The organism is Streptomyces sp. ITFR-6 (genome assembly GCF_031844725.1).
Classification (GTDB): domain Bacteria; phylum Actinomycetota; class Actinomycetes; order Streptomycetales; family Streptomycetaceae; genus Streptomyces.
This window is the reverse complement of sequence record NZ_CP134612.1, coordinates 3,870,967-3,889,917: the sequence shown is the minus strand read 5'-3', so window position 1 is coordinate 3,889,917 and position 18,951 is coordinate 3,870,967. Positions and strand designations below refer to the sequence as shown.

General features: G+C 69.2%; 20 protein-coding genes and 1 pseudogene. 14 read left to right on the top strand and 7 right to left on the bottom strand.

Translation table 11 applies throughout. The annotated features are described in order from the left end of the window. The gene (locus tag RLT59_RS17715; RefSeq protein ID WP_311304297.1) at positions 1-309 is read left to right on the top strand and encodes a DDE-type integrase/transposase/recombinase; all 309 of its coding nucleotides are present in this window, start codon (positions 1-3) and stop codon (positions 307-309) included. A 9-nt stretch (positions 310-318) separates the two neighbouring features. Then, a complete protein-coding gene (locus tag RLT59_RS17710; RefSeq protein WP_311307760.1) occupies positions 319-564 on the top strand; it encodes an integrase core domain-containing protein in 246 nt (81 codons plus the stop codon). A 141-nt stretch (positions 565-705) separates the two neighbouring features. Here RLT59_RS17710 and RLT59_RS17705 read toward each other — a convergent pair whose 3' ends face one another. Next, the gene (locus RLT59_RS17705) at positions 706-1,116 is read right to left on the bottom strand and encodes a MerR family transcriptional regulator (RefSeq protein WP_311304296.1); all 411 of its coding nucleotides are present in this window, start codon (positions 1,114-1,116) and stop codon (positions 706-708) included. Between the two features lie 381 nt (positions 1,117-1,497). On the opposite strand from RLT59_RS17705, the gene RLT59_RS17700 reads away from it, so the two are divergent. Next, a complete protein-coding gene (locus tag RLT59_RS17700) occupies positions 1,498-2,946 on the top strand; it encodes a SulP family inorganic anion transporter (RefSeq protein ID WP_311307759.1) in 1,449 nt (482 codons plus the stop codon). A 118-nt stretch (positions 2,947-3,064) separates the two neighbouring features. Here the strand turns inward: RLT59_RS17700 and RLT59_RS17695 are convergent, their stop codons facing one another. Beyond that, positions 3,065-4,393 (bottom strand): metallophosphoesterase, encoded by a 1,329-nt coding sequence (locus RLT59_RS17695; protein WP_311304295.1) that lies wholly within the window; start codon positions 4,391-4,393, stop codon positions 3,065-3,067. A gap of 179 nt (positions 4,394-4,572) precedes the next feature. On the opposite strand from RLT59_RS17695, the gene RLT59_RS17690 reads away from it, so the two are divergent. The 5 genes from RLT59_RS17690 (at position 4,573) to RLT59_RS17670 (ending at position 8,295) form a co-directional block, all read left to right on the top strand. Continuing rightward, a complete protein-coding gene (locus RLT59_RS17690) occupies positions 4,573-5,031 on the top strand; it encodes a MarR family winged helix-turn-helix transcriptional regulator (RefSeq protein ID WP_311307758.1) in 459 nt (152 codons plus the stop codon). A gap of 104 nt (positions 5,032-5,135) precedes the next feature. Beyond that, complete coding sequence (locus tag RLT59_RS17685; protein ID WP_311304294.1) at positions 5,136-6,230, top strand: NAD(P)/FAD-dependent oxidoreductase; 1,095 nt, start codon at positions 5,136-5,138, stop codon at positions 6,228-6,230. A 165-nt stretch (positions 6,231-6,395) separates the two neighbouring features. After that, positions 6,396-7,037: a FadR/GntR family transcriptional regulator gene (locus tag RLT59_RS17680; protein WP_311304293.1), complete on the top strand. Its 642-nt coding sequence runs from the start codon at positions 6,396-6,398 to the stop codon at positions 7,035-7,037. Between the two features lie 17 nt (positions 7,038-7,054). Then, positions 7,055-8,062: an MFS transporter gene (locus RLT59_RS17675; RefSeq protein WP_311304292.1), complete on the top strand. Its 1,008-nt coding sequence runs from the start codon at positions 7,055-7,057 to the stop codon at positions 8,060-8,062. A 53-nt stretch (positions 8,063-8,115) separates the two neighbouring features. Beyond that, positions 8,116-8,295, top strand: a complete 180-nt coding sequence (locus RLT59_RS17670) for a hypothetical protein (protein WP_311304291.1) — start codon at positions 8,116-8,118, stop codon at positions 8,293-8,295. A gap of 277 nt (positions 8,296-8,572) precedes the next feature. Here the strand turns inward: RLT59_RS17670 and RLT59_RS17665 are convergent, their stop codons facing one another. After that, complete coding sequence (locus RLT59_RS17665; RefSeq protein WP_311307757.1) at positions 8,573-9,250, bottom strand: response regulator transcription factor; 678 nt, start codon at positions 9,248-9,250, stop codon at positions 8,573-8,575. A 23-nt stretch (positions 9,251-9,273) separates the two neighbouring features. Next, a complete protein-coding gene (locus RLT59_RS17660) occupies positions 9,274-10,515 on the bottom strand; it encodes a sensor histidine kinase (RefSeq protein ID WP_311304290.1) in 1,242 nt (413 codons plus the stop codon). A 244-nt stretch (positions 10,516-10,759) separates the two neighbouring features. Between RLT59_RS17660 and RLT59_RS17655 the strand changes: the two genes are divergently transcribed. From RLT59_RS17655 to RLT59_RS39380, 4 genes and pseudogenes are all read left to right on the top strand, one after another. Next, positions 10,760-11,806: a serine hydrolase domain-containing protein gene (locus RLT59_RS17655; protein WP_311304289.1), complete on the top strand. Its 1,047-nt coding sequence runs from the start codon at positions 10,760-10,762 to the stop codon at positions 11,804-11,806. A gap of 79 nt (positions 11,807-11,885) precedes the next feature. Then, the gene (locus RLT59_RS17650; protein WP_311304288.1) at positions 11,886-12,083 is read left to right on the top strand and encodes a hypothetical protein; all 198 of its coding nucleotides are present in this window, start codon (positions 11,886-11,888) and stop codon (positions 12,081-12,083) included. A gap of 100 nt (positions 12,084-12,183) precedes the next feature. Continuing rightward, positions 12,184-13,476 carry an IS256 family transposase gene (locus RLT59_RS17645; RefSeq protein WP_311304287.1) on the top strand — a complete coding sequence of 431 codons (1,293 nt, stop codon included), beginning with the start codon at positions 12,184-12,186 and terminating at the stop codon, positions 13,474-13,476. Between the two features lie 39 nt (positions 13,477-13,515). Continuing rightward, positions 13,516-13,713, top strand: a pseudogene (locus RLT59_RS39380) (hypothetical protein); the annotation flags it as partial. On the opposite strand, the gene RLT59_RS17640 reads toward RLT59_RS39380, so the two are convergent. Further along, on the bottom strand, positions 13,653-14,378 hold the full coding sequence (locus tag RLT59_RS17640) for a transposase family protein (protein WP_399125615.1): 726 nt from the start codon (positions 14,376-14,378) through the stop codon (positions 13,653-13,655). The pseudogene RLT59_RS39380 and the gene RLT59_RS17640 overlap by 61 nt on opposite strands. A 571-nt stretch (positions 14,379-14,949) precedes the next feature. Between RLT59_RS17640 and RLT59_RS17635 the strand changes: the two genes are divergently transcribed. After that, complete coding sequence (locus RLT59_RS17635) at positions 14,950-15,507, top strand: hypothetical protein (RefSeq protein ID WP_311304286.1); 558 nt, start codon at positions 14,950-14,952, stop codon at positions 15,505-15,507. A gap of 688 nt (positions 15,508-16,195) precedes the next feature. Here the strand turns inward: RLT59_RS17635 and RLT59_RS17630 are convergent. Together RLT59_RS17630 and RLT59_RS17625 are read right to left on the bottom strand one after the other, a co-directional pair. Next, positions 16,196-17,116, bottom strand: coding sequence for an IS3 family transposase (locus RLT59_RS17630; protein ID WP_311301867.1), 921 nt, complete (start codon positions 17,114-17,116; stop codon positions 16,196-16,198). Next, on the bottom strand, positions 17,113-17,421 hold the full coding sequence (locus tag RLT59_RS17625; protein ID WP_311304285.1) for a transposase: 309 nt from the start codon (positions 17,419-17,421) through the stop codon (positions 17,113-17,115). The genes RLT59_RS17630 and RLT59_RS17625 overlap by 4 nt, the downstream gene beginning before the upstream one ends. 183 nt (positions 17,422-17,604) lie before the next feature. Here RLT59_RS17625 and RLT59_RS17620 point away from each other — a divergent pair, with 183 nt between their 5' ends. Continuing rightward, positions 17,605-18,618, top strand: coding sequence for a hypothetical protein (locus tag RLT59_RS17620; RefSeq protein ID WP_311304284.1), 1,014 nt, complete (start codon positions 17,605-17,607; stop codon positions 18,616-18,618). The last annotated feature ends 333 nt before the right edge of the window (positions 18,619-18,951 follow it).

Sequence of the window (18,951 nt, the reverse complement as noted above, 5' to 3'; positions counted from 1 at the left end):
GTGACCACGGTCCCCGATCCCAAGGCTGCCTTGCGTCCCGACCTCATCGTCCGGGACTTCCAGCCCGGCCGCACCGGGCTCGACACCCGCTGGTGCGGCGACATCACCTACATCCCGACCGATGAGGGCTGGCTCTATCTGGCCACGGTCATCGACATCGCCTCCCGGCGCGTGGTCGGCTGGGCAACCGCCGATCACCTGCGAACCGATCTTGTTGCCGAGGCGCTGACAGCCGCCTGCCGGCAGCGTCGCCCCACCGGTTCCGTGATCTTCCACTCGGACCGCGGCTGTCAATACACCAGTCAGTAATTCGCCTACCTGGCAGCCCAGTTCGGGGTCCGGCTGTCGGTCGGCCGCACCGGTCAGTGCTGGGACGACGCGCTCGCGGAGTCGTTTTTCTCGACCATCAAACGGGAACTGCTCGGCACCTCCGCCTGGCCCAGCCGGGCCACCGCCCGCACCGCGATCTTCGATTTCATCGAGGGCTGGTACAACTTGCACCGACTGCACAGCAGCCTCGGCTACCTCAGTCCCGCCGAGTACGAGACCGCACTCGCAGCCTGACCACATACCAATGGTGTCCGTCAAAGCGGAACAAGCTCAGTTTGGACCCGGCACGAAGAGAGGTCGCCCATGTGGTCGCGCGCGCCGCCGCACGGACGTCGCCCGGCCGCGATGGCTCGCCCCAGGGGTGCCCTGTACGCGTCAGGGGCGGGTGGGTGCGTCCTCGCCCAGCCGTGCCCGCAGGGTGCCGGCGAACTCCTCGGCCCGCCCCAGCTGCTTGCGCAGGTCCGCGACGCGCTCGGCGGCGGCCCGCTCGAAGTGGCGTACGCGCCCCAGGAGTTCCTCGCGCTCGGTGCCGTCCGGGGGCGGGACCGCGTCGAGGTGGTCGGTGGCGTCGAGGAGGTCCCGCATCTGGTCGAGGGTGAAGCCGAGGGGCTTCATGCGACGGATCACCATCAGGCGGGCGACATCGGTCTCGGTGTAGAGACGGAATCCGCCCCGGGAGCGGGCCGAGGGGATGACCAGGCCGGTCTCCTCGTAGTGCCGGATGGTGCGCAGCGACAGCTCGGTCCGCGCGGCGACCTCACCGATCTGCATGTGCTCGCTGCTCACACGGGCGCCTTCCTCGTCTGGCGATCTCTACCGTAACGTTAGAGTAGAGTGTGCGGCTGTCAGGGTTGATCCACCGCTGTCGCGTGTTCATGTGTCGCGTGTCCATGTGTTGCGTGTCCACGTGTCCACGTGTTGCGTGTTCATGGTGCGGGACGGATCCGCCAGTAACCAAAAGCCGTTCCGGGACCGACGACGCCCCCGGAGCACCGGCTCTCCGTCCGGGCTCTCCGCCCCGGCTCTTCGCGCCGCCCCGCACACCCCACGCCGCCCCGCACGCCCCTTGGTGACTCCGGGCGGGCCCGAGCACGACAGGTTCCGCTTCTCTTGACTTCCTCCGAACTGTCCCCGGCCGCGCGGCTGCGCGGTCCGCGTCCTGACTGGATGCGCGACCCGAAGGTCTGGCGCACCGAGATCCTCGCCGGGCTGGTGGTCGCGCTCGCGTTGATCCCCGAGGCGATCTCGTTCTCCGTCATCGCGGGGGTCGACCCTGCGATCGGCCTGTTCGCGTCCTTCACCATGGCCGTGACGATCTCGGTCGTCGGCGGCCGCCGCGCGATGATCTCCGCCGCGACGGGCGCCGTCGCCCTGGTCATCGCCCCGCTCAACCGCGAGCACGGCTTCGGCTACCTGGTCGCGGCGGTGATCCTGGCCGGCGCCTTCCAGATCGTCCTGGGCGCGCTCGGCATCGCGAAACTGATGCGGTTCGTGCCCCGCAGCGTGATGGTCGGGTTCGTCAACTCCCTCGCCATCCTCATCTTCACGGCCCAGGTCCCCGAGATGCACGACGTGCCCTGGCCCGTCTATCCGCTGCTCGCCGGCGGCCTCGCCCTGATGGTGTTCTTCCCGAAGGCCACCAGGGTGATCCCGGCCCCGCTCGTGTCCATCGTCATCCTCACCGTGATCACGGTCGCCGCGGGGATCGCGGTGCCGACCGTGGGGGACAAGGGCGAGCTGCCGTCCGCCCTGCCCGTACCGGGCCTGCCCGACGTGCCCTTCACCCTGGACACGCTGACGACCATCGCCCCCTACGCGCTCGCGATGGCGCTGGTCGGGCTGATGGAGTCGCTGATGACGGCCAAACTGGTCGACGACATCACCGACACCCACTCCTCCAAGACCCGGGAGTCGATCGGCCAGGGCATCGCCAACATCGTCACCGGTTTCCTCGGCGGCATGGGCGGCTGCGCCATGATCGGCCAGACGATGATCAACGTGAAGGTCTCCGGCGCCCGCACCCGCCTGTCGACGTTCCTGGCGGGCTCGTTCCTGATGGTGCTCTGCATCGTCTTCGGCCCGGTCGTCTCCGACATCCCGATGGCCGCGCTGGTCGCCGTCATGGTCATGGTGTCCTTCGCGACCTTCGACTGGCACTCCATCGCCCCGAAGACCCTGAAGCGGATGCCCGCCGGGGAGATCGCCGTCATGGCCATCACCGTGGCCTGCGTCGTCGCCACCCACAACCTCGCGATCGGGGTAGTCGTCGGCACCGTGACCGCCATGGTCGTCTTCGCCAGGCGCGTCGCCCACCTGGCCGACGTCACCGCCGCCGTCGACCCCGACGGCACCCAGGTCGTCTACTCGGTCACCGGAGAGCTCTTCTTCGCCTCCTCCAACGACCTGGTCACCCGGTTCGCGTACGCCACCGACCCCGACAGGGTCGTCATCGACCTGACGGCCACCCACATCTGGGACGCCTCCTCCGTCGCGGCGCTCGACGCGATCGAGACCAAGTACGCCCAGCGCGGCAAGACCGTCGAGATCATCGGCCTCAACCAGCCCAGCGCCCGGATCCACGACCGGCTCAGCGGCGAACTCACCGGCGGCCACTGACCGCAGGACCACGGCTTACGTCACCGGGCTTACGCGATCGGGATTACGTCACCCGGCTTGCGCGACCGCGCTTACGTCACCGGGCTTGCGCGACCCGGCTCGCGCTACCGGGCTCGCGCTACCCGGCCCGCAGGGTCAGCAGCGTGATCTCGCTCGGGGCGAAGACCCGGAAGGGCGGGCCCCAGAAGCCGGTGCCCCGGCTGGTGTAGAGCTGGGTGCGTGCCCCGTGCCGGCTCAGGCCGCTCACCACCGGCTGGTCGATCCGGACGAGGAAGTTGAACGGCCAGATCTGGCCGCCGTGGGTGTGCCCGGAGATCTGCAGGTCGATGCCGGCGGCGGCGGCCTGCGGGACGAACTTGGGCTGGTGGGCGACGAGCAGGACCGGCTGGTCCGGGTCCGTCCCGGCCAGCGCGCCGAGCAGGTTCGCGCTGTGACCGGCCAGTCCGGAGGACTCCGCGGTCACGTCGTCCACGCCCGCCAGTACGAGGGAGTCCCCACCGCGCTCCACCACGACATGGCGGTTGTGCAGCGGCTCCCAGCCCAGTTCCGCCATCCGGTCCAGCCAGCCCTGGGCCTCGCTGCCGTACTCGTGGTTCCCGGTGACGTAGACCTTGGCCAGTCGCGACCGGACCGCCCCGAGCGGCGCGGACTGCTCCCGGCGCTGGACCGGGGTGCCGTCGGCGATGTCCCCGGCGTGGACCACGACGTCCGCGTCGAGCGCGTTGACCGCCTCGGTCACCCGGGCCGACCAGCCCGCCCGGTCGATCGGCCCGTAGTGCGTATCGGCCAGCACGACGACCCGCGTCCCGTCCAGACCGCCGCCGAGCCTCGGGACGCCGACGTCCAGCCGCTTCACCCGGGGGACCCGCATGGCCTCGTAGTGGCCCCAGGCCAGCAGCCCGGCCGAGACCACGGCGACGGCCACGGAAACGGCCCTGGCCCGGCCGGTGCCGCCGACGCCGAACCCCATCAGCACGAGTCCCGCCAGGCCGCCCGGCACGGACCAGGTGAAGAGCACCCAGATCATCCCGAGACTCGTGTCCGCGATCCGGGCGGCCCGGTCGGACCGCCGCCGCCCGTGGCCCGCGACCATCAGGAAGGGGAACGAGACCATCCAGGCGGCGAGGACAACCGTGCCGGCCAGGAAGACCGGCAACGGCCAGTCGGCGGAGGCGAACAGCGACCACCAGGGCGGCAGACACAGGACGAGCAGGACGAGCAGGACCATCCCCACCCGCCGGACCGAAGAGCCCCGCCGCCGACCGGCACCCCCGCCGGGCGGCCCTCCGTCACCTGCCCCGGCCGTCGTCCGGTCACCCGCCCCGGCCTGGGGCCGGGCGCTGTCCCCGACGTTCTCCGGCTTGACGTTCTCCGGCCTGCGGGAATCCGGCCTGCCGGAGTCCGGCCGAAGGCCCTGCTCAGACCCGATGGATCCACTGTCTGTCACTGCGTTGCCCCTCACGTCCGCTCCTTCCATCATCCGGCACGCGCAGACCACCGGAACAGGGCGGGCCGTTTGCCCTCCGCCTGCCCTCTGGCGGACCCCTCGCGTCAATAGTTCGTGGCGCGAATTGTCAGGATTTCCGATGCTACTCTGGGGGAGTGGATAAGCGTGATAGTGGCGAGATCGGGATTGTGGCCGCGCTGGTGCGGTCGTCGTTCCTGGTGAACTCGGTGTATGCGGAGTCCGCCCGGAAGTACGGATTGCCCCCGCAGCAGGGCCAGTTGCTGTGCGTGCTGATGCCGAGGCCGTACGGCATGAGCGAGTTGGGGGCGATGCTGCGGCTGGCCAAGTCGAGCCTCACCGGCCTCGTGGACCGTACCGAGCGCAACGGCCTGGTCCGGCGCGAGGCGGACGCACGGGATACGCGCTCCGTACGTGTCGCGCTCACCCCCCGAGGGGCCGCTTTGGTCCGGGAGTTCTACGACGAGACGTGCCGAAGGGTCGAGGAGCTGCTCCCGGGCCTGGGGTCGGCCGAGCGGGACGCGCTCGCCGGACTGCTCGGCCGCGTCGTGCTGGACAACGAGGTTCCGGTGGTCTTCGCGGCACAGGAGGAACCGGCCCCCGTCGACCGCGAGGACTGATACCGCGGCGCCGCATTCCTCGGAGAGGGGTTGCAGTTCGCACTACGAACTAATATTGTTCGTAGTGCGAACTGCAACCCTTTCTTTCTGTGGAGTGTGTCGTCATGAGTCGTACTGTCGCGGTTATCGGTGGAGGCTACGGGGGTGCCGCGGTCGCCAAGGCGCTGGAGTCCGAGGCGGATGTCGTCCTGATCGATCCCCGGGACGCGTTCGTCAACGCGGCCGCGTCGCTGCGGGCGCTCACCCGGCCCGACTGGGCGGGCAACATGTTCTTCCCCTTCGAGACGCTGCTCACGAAGGGCAGGGTGATACGCGACCGCGCGGCCTCGGTCGACGGCGGCGGCGTCACCCTGGCCTCGGGCGAGCGTGTGGCCGCGGACTACGTGGTGCTGGCCACCGGCTCCAGCTACTCCTACCCCGCCAAGCCCGCCTCCGACTCGGTCAGCGAGGCCCTCGGTGACCTGCGGCGTACGTACGAGGAGCTGCGCGGGGCCGGCAAGGTGCTGATTCTCGGCGCGGGTCCGGTCGGGCTCGAACTGGCCGCGGAGATCCGGGAGGTCTGGCCGGACAAGCGGGTGACGGTCACCGACCCGGCCGAGCGGCTGCTCCCCGGTATCGAGCCGGAGGTGGTCGAGGAGCTGCGCGGCCGGCTGGAGGACCTGAACATCGGCTTGCGTCTCGGGACCGTCCTCAAGGAGCCGCCGGCAACCGAGCCCGGTGTGGCCGGGGTCTTCACCGTCACCACCAGCGGTGGCGAAGAGATCGCCGCCGACATCTGGTTCCGCGCCTACGGGACGCGCACCAACAGCGACTACCTCGCGGACGGCAGGCTCACCACCCGTACGCCGCAGGGCCAGGTCCCCGTCACCGAGTTCCTCAACGTCCAGGGGCACGAGAACGTCTACGCGGTAGGCGACATCACCGACATCGCGGAGGCCAAGATGGCCGGCTACGCGATGCGGCACGCCGAGGTGGTCGTCAAGAACGTCACCGCCCGGCTGAGGGGCGAGCGGCCCACGGCCACGTACCGGCCGCTGCCCTTCCCCACGATCCTGCTCCCGCTCGGCACGAAGGGCGGTGTCGGCCAACTGCCCTCCCCCGACGGTCCGGTCGCCGCCCCGGCCGCGATGGTCTCCGAATACAAGGGCGCGGACCTGTTCACCGGCCGTTTCACGGCCCAGTTCGGCCCCACCGCCTGACCGGTCCGGTCCGGCCCGGCGAACGGGGCCGGCCGCGGTGCCCGGCGGCGCCGTACGCGTACCCGCTCCACATCACTGATGTTCAAATGTCTGATGTTTGTGTGCGGTGCCTGCATGAAACGCATCAGCGCACCGCGGCGGACGGCCAGCCTGTCCGCTCAGCTCGTGGACAGTCTCCGCTCGCACATCGAGTCGGGCGGCCGGCCGGTGGGGACACGGATTCCGGCGGAGCAGGCCCTCATCGAGGAGCTCGGTGTCGGACGCAGCACGCTGCGGGAGGCGATCGGTGCGCTGGTGCACCTGGGCCTGCTGGAGCCCCGGGCCGGGGACGGCACCTATGTCCGTTCATCGAGCGAGCTCCAGTCGGTGATGGTGCGCCGGGCGAGCTCCGCGCAGCGGGACAACGTGCTGGAGCTGCGGACCGTTCTGGAGGAGTACGCCTCGGGAACCGCGGCCCTGCGCCGCAGCGAGAGCCAGCTGCGGCAGCTGCGGGAGCTGCTGGCCGACGCGGACGCGGCCTGCGCCGGCGAGGACACCTCCGCGGCCACGAGCGTCGACGCGCTGTTCCACCGGGCCGTGGTCCGGGCGAGCGGCAACGAACTGCTGGTCGAGGTGTACGACCACCTCGGTACGGCACTCACCTCGTCCCTGGGGGGCCTGCCCTGGGACACCGTCCACGCCGAGGAGCACGCCCGTCTGCACCGGCGGCTCGTGGACGCGATCGAGTCCCGGGAGCAGGACGGCGCCCGCGAGGCGGCGGCCGCGATCGTCCAGCTCATCCGCGACCACGAGCCCCGTACGCGATGAGCGGCGGAGGACGACCAGTGAGCACACGGCCGGCTCCGACGCCCCGTCGGCACTCCGCCTCCGGATCACCGGCGGCCGAGCCCGGCCTGCCCGCCGTGTCGGTCGGGTTCGTCATCGCCATCTGCCTCGTGGCGGCGAACCTGCGCACCACCCTCACCGGGGTCGGCGCCCTGCTGCCGGAGATCGAGCGCGGCAGCGGCCTGACGTCGAGCTGGGGCGGGCTGCTGAGCACCCTCCCGCTGCTGACGTTCGCCGCGACGTCGCCCCTGGTCGCCCGCGCCTCCCACCGGCTGGGCAGCGCCCGCCTGCTCGTCGCGGCGCTCGGTGTGCTGGCCGTCGGGACGGTGGTCCGCTCCCTTCCCTCCGTCATCTGCCTGTTCGCCGGAACGGTGATCCTCTCCGCCGCCATCGCGTTCGGCAACGTGCTGCTCCCCGCTCTGATCAGGCGGAACGTGCCCGCACACCGTATCCAGGGCGTCAGCGCCCTCTACGTGACCGTCATGGGTCTCATGGCCGCGGTCTCCTCCGGGGTCTCCGCGCCGCTGGCCCACACCGTGCCGGGCTCCTGGCACGCCGCCCTGGCCTGGGGCGTCGCCTTCACCGTCGCGGCCTTCCTCGCCTGGCTGCCCCGGATACGCGGCGACAAGCCGCAGGAGTCCGCCGTCGCGGCCCACAGCCCGGTGCCCTGGCGGTCACGCCTCGCCCGGCAGGTCACCCTCTTCATGGGCCTGCAGTCCCTGGCCTTCTACACCGCCGTCGCGTGGCTGCCCAGCATCCTGACCGACCGGGGCACGAGCAGCACCACGGCCGGATGGATGCTCTTCTACTACCAGGTGGTCTCCCTGGCGGCCAGCAGCCTCCTGCCCCTGCTCACCCGGGGCCGGCACGACCAGCGCTGGACCGCGGCCGGAGCCTCGGTCCTGGTGGCGGGCGGCTTCACCGTACTGGTCGCCGCCCCCGCGCTGTCCGTCCTGGCCTGCACCCTGCTCGGACACGCCGCGGCGCCTGCCTCGTCCTCGCGCTGACCTTCCAGAGCCAGCGCGCCGACAGCTCCGGCGAAGCCGCCGCACTGGCGGGCATGGCACAGTCCATCGGCTACCTCGTGGCGGCGGCCGGACCCCTCCTCCTCGGCATCCTGCACGACACCACACACAGCTGGACCCTCCCGCTCACCGCCCTGGCCGTCCTCGGCCTCGCCACGGCGGTCGCCGGCCACGGCGCGGGACAGGACCGCCACATCCATCAGCCCTCCCGCTGACCCGACCGCGACACCGGGGCCGCGCCGGTCCGACGTGGACCTGAACCCCGAATACCCGAGCCGCGCCGGGCCGGGCTGCGCCCGAAGGACGGGCATGGGTGCACGGAACAGATCCATGCGGACGGAGGGCCCGGGTGGCGCCCCAGGAGGCAGTTACGTCCGCCCGGATGCCCGCGCGGTACCCGCGTGTGACCGACGCCATGCCGAGGGATCTGGTGTGGAAGCTCGCGGCCGGTTCCGCTCGGTCCCGCTCACCGCGAAGCGGAGCGGAGGCAGGTCAGCCGGCGAAGCCCGGGACCATCAGGCCGGACTCGTACGCGATGACGACCGCATGGGTCCGGTTCTGCGCACCGAGCTTGGTCAGCATGTTTCCGACGTGGGTCTTGACCGTCTCCAGGCTCACCGTGAGGGACTCCGCGATCTCCGGATTGGAGAGACCGGTGGCCATCAGGCGCAGCACCTCCTCCTCCCGGCCGGTCAGGGCGGCCTGCGGCAGGGCCTCCGCGGAGCCCAGCGGACGGGCGGCGACCATGCGGCCCAGGGCGGCCGGGAAGAGGACCGCTTCGCCCGCCGCCACCACCCGGACCGCCTCGGCGATCCGGCGGACCGGGAGGCGCTTGAGGACGAAGCCGCTGGCGCCCGCGCTGAGGGCGGCGGTGACATAGCCGTCGTTCTCGAAGGTGGTGATCACCACGACCTTCGGCGGTTCGGCCAGTTCGGCCAGCAGCTGGCGGGTGGCCTCGATCCCGTTGCGACGCGGCATCCGGACATCCATCAGAACCACGTCCGGCCGTAGGCTCCGCACCCGTTCGACCGCCTCGACGCCGTCGGCGGCCTCGCCGACCACGGTGATCCCCGGCTGTGCGTCGAGCAGCATGCGCAGGCCGCTGCGGGTCACCTCGTCGTCCGCGATCAGGAGGGTGACGGCGGGTCCGGTGACGGAGGGGAGGGCCATGCCTTCGCTCGCGCCGGATTCACTCACGCCGACACCCGTACCGGCAGCCGGACGGCCAGTCGCCAGTGCCGCGTCCCGTCCGGGCCGGCGTGGAACTCGCCATGGAGCAGCCGGACGCGCTCGGCCAGTCCGGGCAGACCGTGACCGGAGGTCGGGAAGGGCCCCGGGACCGGGCCCAGCCGTGCCCCGGTCCGGTTGACCACCGTGAGATCCAGCCGGTCCGGCCCGGCCGCCACTCGGACCTCGACCGGGCCGCCCGCCCCGTGACGCAGCGCGTTCGTCAACCCCTCCTGGAGAATCCGGTACGCAGCCCGGGAGAGCGTCCCCTGCACCTGCGCCAGCTCGCCCGACAGCTCGGGTTCCACCACCGCCCCGGCGTGCCGCAGGCGGTCCAGCAGCTCGGGAAGGTCGGCCAGGGTCCGGGTCGGCGCCGCCCCCGACTGCTGCTCGCGCAGCACTCCGAGCACGTAGTCCAGGTCCTCCAGCGCGGCCCGCGTGGACTCCTCGATGCTGCGCATGGCGGCCCGCGCCGCTGCCGGGTCGGCGGAGAGCACCTCGCCCGCCACCGCCGCCTGGATGGTGGCCGCCGTCAGCGTGTGCCCGATCGAGTCGTGCAACTCGTGGGCGATCAGGTTGCGTTCGGCCAGCAGCCGTTCCCGCTCGGCAGCCAGCGCGAGCCGTTCGGCCGCCGAAGGCCCCAGCAGCCGTGGCGCCGACCACCGCAGGGCCTTCGGCACCAGTACGCAGACGGCCACTGCCGGCAGAACGCACACGAGCGCCACCACCCAGCTCCACCCGCCCGACACCCGGACCGACGTGCCGAACAGACTCGCCCGCGCCTCACCGCCGAGCCAGTTCCCCGGCAGAGAGAAGCCCATGAGGAACAGCACCCCGCTCGCCAGCGCCCCCGTCCACCCGACGGTCATGTGCAGCACCAGCCACAGCGGGGTCCGCCAGCGGTCGAGGCCGGGTGAACCGGAGATCCGGCGACCGGGCACCGGATCCGGCAGCGGCACCCCCAGCAGCCGGCGGGCGGACACGACCAGCACCCGCCGCACGGGGCGCGCCAGTCCGACCACACCGACCAGTACCGCCCAGACCAGCAGGACCAGCACCAACTGCACGCTCTCGGGAGCGGATCGCCACGACAGCACCGGCAACAGAGCGAAAGGCAGCAGTGGAAGGCTCGCGAGTGCGCCGCAATAGGCGAACAGCACACCCGAATACGTGGAGCCGCGCAGCAGCGACCGAATTCCTCTGATCATGGTCGCCAGTATTGCCGGGCACCCCACCAGCGGCCTCCCCCGATCGGGGAAGCGAATTCTCCCGCCTTTCCGCGATGCGGTCGGAGGGCCCTGGGAACCAGGATCGTGCCCCGACCACAGCATTCTCCCCAGGAGCTGACTTATGCGTGCTCGGACTACCCGACAGGGCCTTCGTTCCTCGACCCAGCAGCAGGGCGGGGGTGGGACCCGGCAGCGGGGCGGGGGCGGCAGGCGGCGACGAGCCGTGTCGGCCGCGACGGCGGCGGCCATCGGCGTCATGACGCTGGGCGCCTTCGCCCAGCCCCCCGCCTCCGCTGCGGCTGCCGCCGCGAGGCCGGACGCCGTCCAGCAGCGCCTGAACGCACTGGTGAGCGACGACGGGATGCCCGCCGCGCTGGCGAGCGTCAAGGACCGTGACGGCCGCACCCGTACTCGTACCCGTAGCCGTACCTACACCGCAGGGCTAGGCGACCTGGCCACCGGAGCACCGGTCCCCGCCGACGGGCAGGTGCGGATCGGCAGCAACACCAAGACCTTCGTCGCGGTCGTCGTCCTCCAACTCGTCGCGGAGCGGAGGGTGGACCTCGACGCCTCCGTCGACACCTACCTGCCCGGCCTCGTCCGCGGGGAGGGGATCGACGGACGGCGCATCACCGTCCGCCACCTTCTCCAGCAGACCAGCGGACTCCCCGACTACAGCAACTACCTCGGGGACGACGTCCGGTACTACGCCCCCCGAGAACTGCTCGCCACAGCCCTCCAGCACCCGGCCGACTTCGGCCCCGGGACGAGTTGGAAGTACAGCAACACCAACTACGTGCTCGCCGGTCTGATCATCCAGAAGGTCACCGGCCGCCCACTGGCCGAGGAGATCGATCGGCGCGTCGCCCGACGCGCCGGGCTGCGCCACACCTACTTCCCCGCCCCGGGTGACGCGAGCATCCGTGAACCCCACCCCCACGGCTACTACCGGGAATCGACGGACGCGCCACTGCGCGACATCACGGAGACCGACCCCTCCTGGGGCTGGGCGGCAGGCCAGATGCGCTCCACCGTCCCCGCCGAAGCGACCTTCGGCCCCGGCGCCCGCTACGGACTCGGACTCGTCAGCAGGCCGCTGCCGTGCGGCGGCCTCTCCTGGGGCCACGGCGGCAGCTTCCCGGGCTACGAGACCCGCGGCGGCGCCACCGACGACGGCCGCGCCGCCAATGTCGCGGTCATCATGCAGCTCGACGACGAGGCGGCCCGGAGGAATCTCGAACGCGCCGTGGACACCGCCCTGTGCCGCTGAACCCCGCGCCACCGAGGACGCCGCCCATGATCGCTCGCCCAGGGTGTTGGCGCCGGGCTGGGTGACGGCGGGATCGACGGTGACCGACTGGATGCCGCCGATGGCGCCGATGGCGGCTGTGGCCAGCGTGGTGCCGGCGATTGTGGCCGACGATCTCCGGTTCGTGTTCCAGGCGTTGGACGGCATGGTGCACGGCGTCGGCGCACTGGTCGAGGGCTTTGGCCATGTCGCGGGCGCCGTCGATCGTGTCTGGAGTCAGCCGTGGCCGTCGCAGTAGTAGCGGCGCCAGAACGGGTCGTCGAAGGCGGAGATCGTGAGCCGCTACGGGGGGGACTGTAAAACGTTCGGTGTAACTCCCGATCATGGAAGATGCATCGATGACCAGCAACAACGTGACCGAGGCCGAGACTGTCGAGCCGTCTGAGCCGGTGCCGCCGAAGTCTGTGGATGACCGGCTGATCGACGAGCTCGTGGGCCGGGCTCAGGCCGAGGGCCTGCAGCTGACCGGCGAGGGCGGGCTGCTCCAGCAGCTGACGAAGCGACTCCTGGAGTCCGCTCTCGAGGGTGAGATCACCGACCACCTCGGCTATGACAAGCACGATCCTGCCGGGAAGAACGGCGGCAACAGCCGCAACGGGACCCGAGCCAAGACCGTGCTGACCGACGTCGGCCCGGTGGAGATAACCGTGCCCCGCGACCGCGAGGGTTCCTTCGAGCCGAAGATCGTCAAGAAGCGCCAGAAGCGCCTTTCCGGCGTCGACGAGATGGTCATCTCGCTCGCCGCGAAGGGCCTGACGACCGGTGAGGTCCAGGCCCACCTGTCCGAGGTCTATGGCGCCGAGGTGTCCCGTCAGACGATCTCCACGATCACCGACAAGGTCCTCGAAGGCATGGCCGAATGGCAGAACCGGCCCCTGGACTCGGTCTATCCGGTGGTCTTCATCGACGCTATCCACGTGAAGATCCGCGACGGCGCCGTGGCGAACCGGCCCATCTACGCTGCCCTGGCCGTCACGGCCGAGGGCCGGCGGGACATTCTCGGGCTGTGGGCCGGCGACGGCGGCGAGGGTGCCAAACACTGGATGCACATCCTCGCCGAGATCAAGAACCGCGGAGTGAACGACGTCCTCATGCCCGTCCGCGACGGGCTCAAGGGCCTGCCCGAGGCAGTCGAGGCCGTCTGGCCCCGCACCACCGTCCAGACCTGCGTGGTCCACCTGCTGCGGAACTCCTTCCGCTATGCAGCCCGCCAGGACCGGGACAAGATCGCCAAGGTACTCAAGCCCGTCTACACCGCGGCGACCGAGGAGGCCGCACTCGAGCGGTTCGCGGAGTTCGCCGACACGTGGGGCGAGAAGTATCCAGCGATCGTCCGGCTCTGGGAGAACGCCTGGGAGGAGTTCACTCCCTTCCTCCGCTTCGACACCGAGATCCGACGCATCGTCTGCACCACCGACGCGATCGAGTCCGTGAACGCGCGGATCCGACGGGCGGTGAAAGCCCGCGGCCACTTCCCGAACGAGCAGGCCGCCCTGAAGTGCGTCTACATGGCGATCATGTCGCTGGACCCGACCGGCAAGGGCCAGGCCCGCTGGACCATGCGCTGGAAGACAGCCTTGAACGCCTTCGACATCACCTTCGACGGCCGACTCTCCGCAGCACGCCAGTAACCCTCAACAACCCGAGTTACACCGCTCGTTTGACAGACCCTGGCCTGGCAGCTCTCCCAGCAGCTCGCCACCGAGCCCTGGGCCATCTCCGACAGCCGGGCCGTCAAGCTGCGGCCCGACACCACCGGCGGTCTAGCCGCCTTCGACGACCCCTGGACGAACGAGCAGGGCGGTCGCTACGCCCTCTCCCGAACGGCCCTCAACCTGAAGACGCTGCCCAACGTCACCAACCCAGTACTGCTGCTGGCATCACGGGTAACCCGGATCTCCTCCTCCCTGGTCTTCTCCAACACCGCCCTCGCCGAGCAGCCCGGGCAAAACCACCCGCTCCTTGAGGTCACCCTCAACGGCCGCGGAGGTGCTCGCACCATCGAAATGTAGGCCATGTCGGCGAGGACCGGGACGCCCTGGCGTTCGCAGATCCGAAGGATCCTGTGGGCGCGGGCGGCGGTCAGATCGTGGGTCCGGCCCGGCAGCGCGGGCGAGATCCACAGGATCTCTCCGGCTGGGTCGGTGACGACCTGCACGTTCACCCCGTGCCGCTTGTGCTTCGCCGAGTAGTCGGCCTTGCCGTCGCCGACGCGGTCGCACTCGGCGAGCGTGCCGTCCAGGAGGACGAATTCCGGGTCGTGCGAGCGCAGCGTCTTGAGCAGGCCCGGTGCCCGGTCGGCGAGCAGGCCGGTGACGGAGGTGACGTAGGCATGGGCGGTGCCGACGGATATCCCAAAGCCGGCGGCGATGCGGGCGAGAGTGTCGTGGCGGCGCAGGTACACGAGTGCGACCAGCGCACGACGGTGCGGCGGGAGTTTGCACCGGCGGTCACCCTCACGGATGACGATGAGCATCGCGACCCACTCGACCAGGGCGTGAGGCAGGTCGAGTGCGGCAGGATACGGAACCAACAGGGCTCCTGTGCTGCTGAGTTGAGACGCCGAACACATCCCTCAACGGCGCGGGAGCCCTGTCCGTTGCGCACCCCGACCTTCACACCGCTCCGTCACCCGATCAGTGGCCACGCTGAAAACGCTCAGTAACCCCAGCACCCCGAACCACACCAAACCCGACAGGGCCCCCTTGACGAAAAATATAGAGGCACCCCCCCCGCATCGCCGGTTCCGGAGTGAGCAGACCACCGCGAAGACAACTTCGTCAGGAATTCAACTTCAACCGACGTCCCGGTCGCTGTCGGTAGCCTCAACTTATCCTCAAATTGCTTGCGGCCAATTCAGGTATCGAGCACGACTGTTGCAGTCGTTCGCCCCTGACCAAGGTGTTCACGGCATCAGTATCGTCGGAATTCTCCCCTGACCAGGGAGGAGCTCGGCAACCAGCGGCGGGGAAAGTGCCCGAGGTGTCAGAATTAATCCGTTCTTGCTGCTTCGGGTGCGATGTCCGCCGAGCTCGCCTGTGTGCAGGGGCGGGAACCTGTGCCTGCACACAGGAATATGCAATAACTGCAAGGGGGAATATGGTATGAGGATAAATTCACATTGCGTCTCCACGAAGGCCGCCCTCGTCGGCGTCCTGAGTGCTGCCGTGCTGGCGGCAGGCGCGATCCCGGCCTCGGCGTACACCAACACCGAGTTGAAGACCCGCAAGGTGAGTGTCGGAAACCTGCGGGTCGGCTTCAAGGACACCTGGAAGGGAACAGGTATGAAAACCTGGACCCTGGACAAGTCCAGCGCTGCCGCGGAGTGGGTGCAGAAGGCATCCCGCCCGCACCTGGCCTACACCATCAAGCTCACCGATGGAATCTGCTTCAACAAGTACGGGATCGGGAGCGTGAGCGTCAGCGGTTCGGGCCTGTCGCCGGGTGGCGTCGGCGGCGAAGACGACTGTGGTGCAGGTGTGTACCAGGGAGACAAGAACAAGTCGGTGAAGGCCGATCACGGCAAGGTGATCGGCCGCGGGAATGCTTATGGTCGATGGATCTGGGTCTCGCACTCTGCGACGGCCAGCATGAAGTACGGTTCGACCTACTACGATGTGAACGCTTACCACCGCAGCAGCCCGGTGGGCGGATCAGTCTAGCCATGGTGCTTGCCACCTCCGGTTCCTGGGGGCGGAATTCCGTCCCCAGGAACCGGTTCTGCGCTGCGGTTCTCGCCCTTGGCCTGATCGGTCTCACTGGGTGCGGGGCGACCTCAGATGAACCGTCCGGGATCCAACTGGCTCCCCGTATTTCTGCTCCAGCAGGAGTGCAGGCCAGGCTGGCGGCGACAGTCGACAGCGGCCTGGCGACATTCCAGCTCACCCAAGCGGATCCTGAGCGGGCGGCGGCAGCCGTGGCCGTCCTCCGAAATACGGGGAAGTCCGCAAAGGGTATCGACGTCGATTCTCTCGCTCAAACCTTCTCGCAACACCATGGGGGAAAGCGGCCTGACGATCCCGCCTTGTGGGTCCAACAGTTGAGGATCGGGCTTCAGGCATTCCCCGATCAATTGAATCCGTCTTCCATTGGGCCTGCCATTATTTCAGCGACTCACAGGCTGTTGGGCGACAAGCCATCGCTTCCGGATATAGCGGCTGCGGCTGCGATGGCCGAGAAGCTGAGCACGCTGAAGTCCTCTCGCGGTGAGTGGAGGCGTGTCAGTCGTCAAACCCGGGAAAGTATCAACAGCCACCTGGCAGCGCGGCCTGAACTCTGCCGGAACAGCATTCGAGGCGAGGCTCTGCCGAACTACGCGGTGAGGTTCCCCCGCTGCGCGGGAGTGGCTGACTAGCTGGTCAGGGCGGGTTGACGTGGTTTCAGGTTCACTGGCTCGGTTGCTGCCTGGTTGGCGTAGTGCTTCTCTTCGAACTCGATGGGGCTGAGGTATCCGAGTCGTTTCTGGATGCGGCGGGGGTTGTAGAAGCCGTCGATGTATTCGAAGAGTGCGAGGTTGGCCTCGGCTCTGGTGTTGAAGGTCCCGCCGCGGATGCACTCGGTCTTGATCAGCATCCAAAGGTTCTCCGCGAGGGCGTTGTCGTAGGAGTCGCCGACCGAGCCCATGGACGCCTGGATTCCCGCTCTGACCAGGCGTGTTGTGAGCTTGATGGAGGTATATTGCGTGCCGTGGTCGGCGTGGTGGACGAGTTCGCCGGGAGCGACTTCGCGGCTGGCCAGCGCGTACTCCAGCGAGGTGAGGACCAGGTCGGCGTCCGCGCGGGCGGAGGTCTCCCAGGCGACGATTCTGCGGGAGAAGGCATCTCGGATCGCCGACAGCCAGAGTGGTCCCTCCAGGGTGGAGATCATGGTCAGGTCGGTGACCCACAATCGGTTCGGTGCGGACGCCGTGAAGTCGCGTTGTACCAGGTCAGGAGCAAGGTCTGCGTCCGGGTCCCGGCGAGTGAAGCCCTTGTTCCTGCGGGGGCTGATCCCGGCCAGGCCGGCCTGACGCATGAGCCGTTCGACCCGTTTGCGGCCGACGTGGACGCCCTCTCGTTTGAGGGCGGCGTGGATCCTGGGCGATCCGTAGATGCCGCCCGAGTCCTGGTGGATCTGCCGGATCTGGCCGGTCAGCTCGGTGTCCTGGCGGCTCCGTTCGCAGGGCTCCTTTTCGGCCTGGCGCCAGCGGTAGTAGGTGGAGGAGGGGATGTGCAGTTCCCGGAGCACGGGCTCGACCCCCAGGTGCGGGTGCTCGTCGAGGAGCGCGGTCACCTGGGCCGGGTCGGGTCGAGCTGTGCGGCGAAAAAAGCCGAGGCCGTCCGCAGGACCTCGTTCGCCCGGCGTAGTTCCCGCACCTCGCGCCGCAGCTGGGCGAGCTCTTCCCTCTCCTCGGTGGTGGGCAGATCATCGCGCTCGCCGGTGTCGGCCTCGGCCTGCCGGATCCAGTTACGCAGGGCCTCGTGATGGACCCCGAGATCCTCGGCCATACGACGGATCACAGGCTTCGGCTCTGCAGTCCGGTACATCCGTACCGCACGCTCTCGCAACTCCAGCGGGTACTTCCTCGGCGCAGGCATCGTCTGGGCTCCTCTCATGAGACCCATCTGACCTGCTGTCACCATTCCCCGCATCTCGGGGGAACCTCACGGGCGGCGCGTGACCTCGCTTCGTTCGGGTACAACTGCGTGGTCTCCCGCAGCCTGAGCAACGCTGCGAAAGGCGAAATTGGCTCGCTGGCGCGTGACCGAGAATCGTGGTCCGTGCCCGAGGCCATCTTCTTGGCCCAGGTGGCCGATACCGCACAGGACGATCCGCGGCAGTCCCCCGAGGATGTCACTGCCCTGCGCATCCAGGCACGGGACGCACTGAGCAAGCTGCTGGCCGGCACCGGCCGTGCCTACTACGGGGGCATGCCGGCCTCTCTTACCGAGTTGTCCATGGCATCTGCCGTACTGACCTCTTGGTCCGACCGGTCGTCGGACACCCCGGTGGCGGAGGCGACCGTCCGGGCCATGACGGGGATTGCCCTGCTTCAGGGGCGGGTCCCCGACCAGCCCGAAGCCAACAGCGCGGTGGACGGCTACCTCGCTGCTGTCGTCCGCTCCCAACTGAGCGGCACGCCCGTCGACCTGGGCCCGCGCCTGCCGCAGCCAAAGCCCACAACCTCGGCGCGCAACCTGGTGCGCTTCTATCTGGACGCATCGCTTCGGGCGAGAGACCCGATCTCCGCCAAGGTGGTACGACGTGACGTACGCAGGTTCCTGACCCGAGCGGAGAATCCACTCGACATGCTCACCGTTGCAACGGCCGTGACCCTCGCGCTGCAGCGCACTGACGAGCCGTGCGCTGTCGTGGAGCCGAAGGTCGCCGGCTTGGACGAGGCGTTGGCATCAGTGGTTGATCAGTACGCTCCGAGCAGCGACGCCGTACGAGCCTGGCTCACGTTGCTATGGACCGCCACCAAGGAATGCGGACCGTTTCGGCAACAGACGGCATTGACCGCAGGCAGCTTCCTTGATCAACTGTCCGTGACCCGAGCGGCCACAACCCCGACTGGCCAAGCTGTAGCCGATTGGGGGGCCCGGGAGCTGACATGCGCGAGGAGCCAGCGAATCGCCCGACCCAGGAGCCACGTCACTGTGGCGTCCTTCGCGGCCGACACGGAGCCTGGCGAGGGGCTCGGTCTGGGCATCTATGCTGCGATACGCGCCCATGCCCAGGCAGCCACGTCGTGTGCCGGGAGCCTGCCGGCCATACTCAAGGAAGCTGACTGAATGATCGCTCACGACGAAGGGAACAGTGCCGTGACGCCGCGTGTGTGGGAACGACTCCTTGGCGGTGGCCTTTTGTTCGGTGCCTTTCTGATGCTTGTGATCGGGTTCGGCACCTCACGGTCGGACGGCTCGTTCGGCACATTCGCAATCGCTGTGGCCCTCGGGGGCGCAGGCGTGTGGCTGATCCGTGGAACCCACCTCTTCAAGAGGTAGTGGCTCCCTCCCAGCCATCGGATACCACACGAACGAGGACGACCGGGCCACCACCCCCTTCGAGCCCGTAACACGATCTTGCTGAATCGTCCTGGTAGGCCGTTACCGGTGTGATGATTC

Excerpts from the sequence above, each read along its gene's own strand:
- RLT59_RS17700 (WP_311307759.1), top strand. The coding sequence starts at position 1,498 with ATGCGCGACCCGAAGGTCTGGCGCACCGAGATCCTCGCCGGGCTGGTG.
- RLT59_RS17685 (WP_311304294.1), top strand. The coding sequence starts at position 5,136 with ATGAGTCGTACTGTCGCGGTTATCGGTGGAGGCTACGGGGGTGCCGCG.
- RLT59_RS17670 (WP_311304291.1), top strand. The coding sequence starts at position 8,116 with ATGGCACAGTCCATCGGCTACCTCGTGGCGGCGGCCGGACCCCTCCTC.
- RLT59_RS17665 (WP_311307757.1), bottom strand. The coding sequence starts at position 9,250 with ATGGCCCTCCCCTCCGTCACCGGACCCGCCGTCACCCTCCTGATCGCG.
- RLT59_RS17660 (WP_311304290.1), bottom strand. The coding sequence starts at position 10,515 with ATGATCAGAGGAATTCGGTCGCTGCTGCGCGGCTCCACGTATTCGGGT.
- RLT59_RS17645 (WP_311304287.1), top strand. The coding sequence starts at position 12,184 with ATGACCAGCAACAACGTGACCGAGGCCGAGACTGTCGAGCCGTCTGAG.
- RLT59_RS17635 (WP_311304286.1), top strand. The coding sequence starts at position 14,950 with ATGAGGATAAATTCACATTGCGTCTCCACGAAGGCCGCCCTCGTCGGC.
- RLT59_RS17625 (WP_311304285.1), bottom strand. The coding sequence starts at position 17,421 with ATGCCTGCGCCGAGGAAGTACCCGCTGGAGTTGCGAGAGCGTGCGGTA.